This is a genomic window from Serratia sp. (in: enterobacteria) (assembly GCF_046715635.1).
Lineage (GTDB): Bacteria > Pseudomonadota > Gammaproteobacteria > Enterobacterales > Enterobacteriaceae > Chania.
Window position 1 is genome coordinate 1 of the sequence record NZ_JBKJYW010000277.1, and the last position, 4,912, is coordinate 4,912.

The following is a 4,912-nucleotide window of genomic DNA, read 5'->3' on the forward strand; positions in this document are numbered from 1 at the left end:
AAAGGATGTTAAAAAGTGTTCACCATGTCCTTGAACACCTGTCTACCATGTCCCCGGTCTGTACACTCCCACAGGGAGAGGGAGCTGTACTGAGCACTTTGTTGGTCCGTGCATCTTCGGGAAGTGAGAGAGGGTGAAGATGGATGGTGGGGTATTACGCAGAAAAATCAGCCAACTCGATCGGTCCCCTCTCCCTGTGGGAGAGGGTTAGGGTGAGGGGCGACACGGTACTCTCTATTGGCTCAAAGCTGCCACTGTAGGGTGAAACCCAGACTCACCGGGCTGGTGGTGAAATTATCCGGTTTTGATAGGGGGATACCGGCAAAAGCGTCATAACTGACCGCACCTAGCCCACCTCTGATACCGATCACGCCACCCGCCAAATGGCCGGAGGTAAAATTCCCGTTTCTCCCGCTGACCTTGCCGTAATCAATACCGGCATAGAGCTGTTGATTTAACCTGGGCAGGTTCAGGTTAACATCGTTACGCAAAGAGTATCCCTTGTTGGCCGCCAGGTTGAACTCCCCGTCAAAGCCACGCACCGTCCAGCGGTTGCCGAGACTAAATTGATCCTGGATGGCAAGGGCGTCGGGGCTGTATTGCTGCTGATAGCGGGGCTGATAGCTCATCGATTGTCCGAACAGGGTAAAAGGCACCCGTGCGCTCAGATCGAGATTGACGATACGGCTTGGCGAACGAGCGCCAGCCTGTTGCTGCGCCCCAAACCACGACGTATTACGTTGATAGCCGACCATCGCGTCAACGGTAGATTGGCCGACGTAGTGGCGATGATTCAGCCTGGCGATGGCGTTGGTGACGTTGCGATCCTGGATGTCAATTTTGGTCTCGTTCAAATAGTAGTGGGAGCGGTTTTTTAACAGCTGAAGGCTGAACGTGGTTTTCTGATTGGCATTACGGTACAGCAGGCGGTTCACCTTCAGGCTCAGGTTATCGCTTGTGCCCTGGTATTGAAAATCGGTCCAGATGCCGGCGATGTTCTGTAAATACTCACTGCGGCTGGCGTACATATCCACGGACCAAAAACCGAAGGGTACCGAATAATACAGGGAGCCATTTTTCGAGTTGCGCTGGTTTTGGAAGTGCAAATCCCGCCCGATGGCCACATAAAACAAATCGTTTAACGAGGTAGGGTTATCCAGATAGAGCGCCACGCCACTTTGATAGCGGCCAGTATATTTACTACCGGAATCATCGAACCAGCCACCCACGCGCCAGAACGAGGGTTGGGTACGTTGGATTTCGATATCCGTGCCCCCGGCCTGTTCTCCCGGGCGGAGGATCACGTTCGCGTCGGCCCCGGGAATACGCTGGATGTTTTCCAAGCCTTGTTCAATGGCCCGCAGATCCAGCAAATCGCCTGAATGTCCGGGGAAGGTGGTGGACAGATTGGCGTACTTGTCGCTGTCTGCACTGAAGCTGATATTGCCAATCACGCCAGAGAGCACCGTCAACGTCAATACGCCCTGTTTCAGATCCTGCGGGGGAACGACGACGCGGGTGGTGATGTAGCCGTGCCGGATGAGTTTATTTTGCAGAGCCGTCGCCAGCGTGCGCACGCCCTCTATGCCCAGGCAGCGTCCTTCGGCCTGAACGGTGAGTTTTTGCAAGGGTAGCCAGCGGGGGATCTGTGCATCTTTATTGAGGATGACCTGTTGGATCTCAAAGCAGGCAGGCTCCTGAGGGAAAACGATCCTTGAACTTTGGCTACCGGCGTCGGCGGCTCGGATATCTTTACCCTGAGTGGCCAATTGGTCGTAACGCGCCTTATCCTGCTCTTGCTGATGACTGACTTGTTGTTCAATGAGTTGAGCATTTTCCGCCCCCTGAGCCGCAGGGATCAACAATGCCAATAACACCGACGCGGAAAAACGAACCTGCATGGAGCCATATCCTTATAGAGTGCATCTGGAAACGTGATCATAAAAATCAGGCTGCCCCTTATGAGGGCCGCCTGCTGGCGGTGGGGATTACTGATTGATCGAGATAGAGATCGGGCCGTTAATGTTGCCGCTGTTAGAGAAAGTCGCAGTCTTACCCAGCCCCAGGTGTAAGCCTGCCTGGCTGTCGACAACGGCACCGCGCTGGTTGTAGAAGCTGCGGGTGTTGACCGTGGTCAGGCCTTCTGTGGATGATAAGGTGCCGTAGTTAGATACGGTGCCAATCTCAGCATGGAGATTGACGCCTTGTTTACCGCTCAGGCTGCCGTAGTGGCTGTAGCTGCCTGACAAAGACAGAGTCGCTTGGCCATCGGCGCTGATATTGCCCTGGGCGTTGGCGATCGAGTTGGCCACGATCAACGTATCATGCCCTGATTTTATCACCCCTTTGCCGTTATCAAGACCGTTGGTATTCACCACTATATTATTGCCGGTGCTTTCGATGGTGCCGCTGCCATTCCTCAACGCAGAGGAGGTATTAACCACCACGTCACCCTGTGACGTGATCTGGCCATTGGCGTTGTTGATCGAGCCCGCAATCAGCGTCATGCCACCTTCGCCACTGTGCAGCCCGGTTTTCCGGTCGCTATAGGTGAGGGTGTCGCTATTGGTGAGGGTACCGTTCTGGACGTTGATATTCAGGTAGTTGGATGCCTCCACGAGCCCAGCGGTGTTATTCAGGCTGGCACTGTTAATCAACACATCATTTTTGCCGCTAATCACCCCTGAGTGATTAACCAGGTGGGCGACATCAAGATTCAGTTCGCGGCTGGATTTGAGGGTACCGCCAGTGTTGTTCAATGGGTTGCCAGCCGTGTAGATAGTGAGGTCACCGTCACCATTACCTTCATTGTCACTGGAACTGATCACTCCCTTAGTATTATCAATACGATTTGAGGACAGCTCGATCCCCTGCATGCCGAGGATTATACCGCCAGCGTTGTTGACGTAGCGGTGATCCATATTCAGGATACCTTTGCTCAGGATGGCACCTTGCTTATTATCCAAGTCACCGCTGGCGGCGGTAATATTGGCATCGGAGCGGATAGTCCCGCGATTGCTCAGCTTGCTGTTAGCGATATCGATCTTGATGTTGCTGGTGGCCTGGATCATGGCTCCCACCGCATTACTCAGCCCACGACCGCTATCATTTTTGCTGCCGCGAACGCCGGTGATATTGAGATGTCGTTCAGAACTGATTTTCCATTTATTCTCCAGAACGCCATCTGTGGTGATATTAAGATCGCCCACTGCGGCACCTATGGTCCCCGCATTGCGGACACCAACGCCACGCTCGGTGCTGACCAAGGTGATCTTGTTGGCGTACATACCGCCCAATTTGGCAACGTCAATGCCCACGACCGGGGCACCGCCAGCAGGGGCCAATGCGCTGGCCCGGGTATTATCTGCATTAACGATATTGCGGCCAATGGTGATGTTCAGGTCGTCGGCACGTAGCTCTGCATCAATCTTTACGGCACGCGAGATCAGGTCGGTGTAATCGACATCCGAGGCGTGCAGGCCGTCACCATTGATGGTGATGGTTCCTTTTTCGACGGTATAACCGAGCAGGGTTCCGTTAGCCACCTGCGCCTGACCGGTCGTTAGGGTTGCCCGGTCGGTATTAATAAAACCACAGCCGCTACAGGTAATACCTGAAGGGTTGGCGACGATAACCTGTGCCTTCTGGCCTGCGACCTCCATCATGCCGTTCAACTGGCTGGCTCTGGTGGAATTGACTTCGTTGAGGATGATGGAGGCTGAACCACCGGCCAGGTTGGCGTTCCCGGCGATATGACCGGCAAGCTGCGAGTTTGAACCCACCGCGCTGTTGTTGAGCACGACGCCGCCGCTGCCCACGTCAAACTGAGTGTAGACGTTGTGAGAGACGCCACCTTTGCCTGCGGCGTTGATATTGACCACCGTGCTGCCATTGGCACCGGCATGGACACCAGGGCCACCGGCTGCGGGAGCAGATGGGGTAATTGCCGCATGGGCCACGGCTCCCCATGCGACTAAGCTGAAAAAACAGATCGGTGATAATTTGGCAATGAGTGGTTTGTTGATTTTATGCATTGAGATCACGTTCCTTTATTATTGTTACTTCACCCGCGATCCCTATTCTTTAAATAAAAAATCAAGTGGGAAGGCATGGATTAAAGGGCTCATGGGCTAGAACCTGTTTTTATAATGTGATGATGCATGGGTTAAAGCAATGGTTGTACTATTGATTAATAAAGACAAAAGTCACTATTATAATGATAAGTGAATAGCGAAAATTAATAATAATAATTAAATGATGGAGAAGCTCTGATTTTCCGTGTAACTAGTTATCTGATAGTATTAACTCTGCGTATATCACGATTTATTACTTTGTTTGACTTTTATTTTTCCGCCGAAGGGTGAGTAGCTCCCTCCCGATAGGGTAGCCACTCAATAACCGTGCTTCATACGCCTCGGGCCAGATCGTTTTCCTGGTAGCGCTGCCGGGCATGGTCAAACCAACGGGCCGGGACGTTATGCGGTGGCAGCAGCAGGGTTTGCAAACCCTGTTCGATAATATAGCTAGCCTGCTTCCACAGCTGTGGGTCGCCTTCGGTCAGCACTTCCAGCAGGCGCTGTTTTTCCACCAGATAGGTTTTGGCGAAGTGGCTATCGTATTGCAGCAGGGAACGGGTGTTGTCGATCAAATCCGCCAGCTTGATGGTTTTGGCCTGTGGCGAGGCGTTGGCGCTGTGGCGACGATCGCGGTTCTTGCGTTGATAGCGATTCTCCGTGCTACCGACGCTGACGTTGGTCAACATCGCGACCAGGCTGGCAACCTGCAGGCCAAAATGGCTTTCGATATCGGCCAGCGTAGAGGGGGTATCTTCTACGGTGTCATGCAACCAGGCCGCAGCCAGCATCTCTTCGCTGTGCGGCACGCTGCTGACAATCTCCATCACTGCCTGTGG

At 53.3% G+C, this 4,912-nt stretch carries 3 protein-coding genes; all 3 read right to left on the reverse strand.

The genetic code is table 11. The annotated features are described in order from the left end of the window. Positions 1–242: 242 nt before the first annotated feature. Entirely contained in the window at positions 243–1,901 is a 1,659-nt protein-coding gene (locus tag ACLQ7H_RS13560) for a ShlB/FhaC/HecB family hemolysin secretion/activation protein (protein WP_411753125.1), read from the reverse strand. Between the two features lie 87 nt (positions 1,902–1,988). After that, positions 1,989–4,034: a filamentous hemagglutinin N-terminal domain-containing protein gene (locus tag ACLQ7H_RS13565; RefSeq protein WP_411753126.1), complete on the reverse strand. Its 2,046-nt coding sequence runs from the start codon at positions 4,032–4,034 to the stop codon at positions 1,989–1,991. A gap of 371 nt (positions 4,035–4,405) precedes the next feature. Continuing rightward, on the reverse strand, positions 4,406–4,912 hold a 507-nt coding region (locus ACLQ7H_RS13570), incomplete at its 5' end, for an HD domain-containing protein (RefSeq protein WP_411753127.1).